General features: G+C 45.2%; 1 pseudogene. It reads left to right on the forward strand.

The features are described from left to right. Positions 1-143 (forward strand): annotated as a pseudogene (locus M3204_RS23605) (group II intron reverse transcriptase/maturase); the annotation flags it as partial. Positions 144-217: the final 74 nt, after the last annotated feature.

A 217-nucleotide genomic window follows, 5' to 3' on the forward strand; every position in this document is an offset into this window, starting at 1 on the left:
CACACGAATGGGGAAACTCCAGAAGGAAATATTGGAGAATAGCCTCTAGTCCAATTCTACACAAAACCCTCGATAACTCTTATTGGAGTCATCGAGGGCTCAAAAGTCTATATCAAAGATATGAATTTCTACGTCACACTTAATTGAACCGCCGTATACCGAACGGTACGTACGGTGGTGTGAGAGGTCGGGGGTTAATCACCCCCTCCTACTCGAT

This window comes from Mesobacillus subterraneus, from assembly GCF_023715485.1.
GTDB lineage: Bacteria > Bacillota > Bacilli > Bacillales > Cytobacillaceae > Mesobacillus > Mesobacillus subterraneus_B.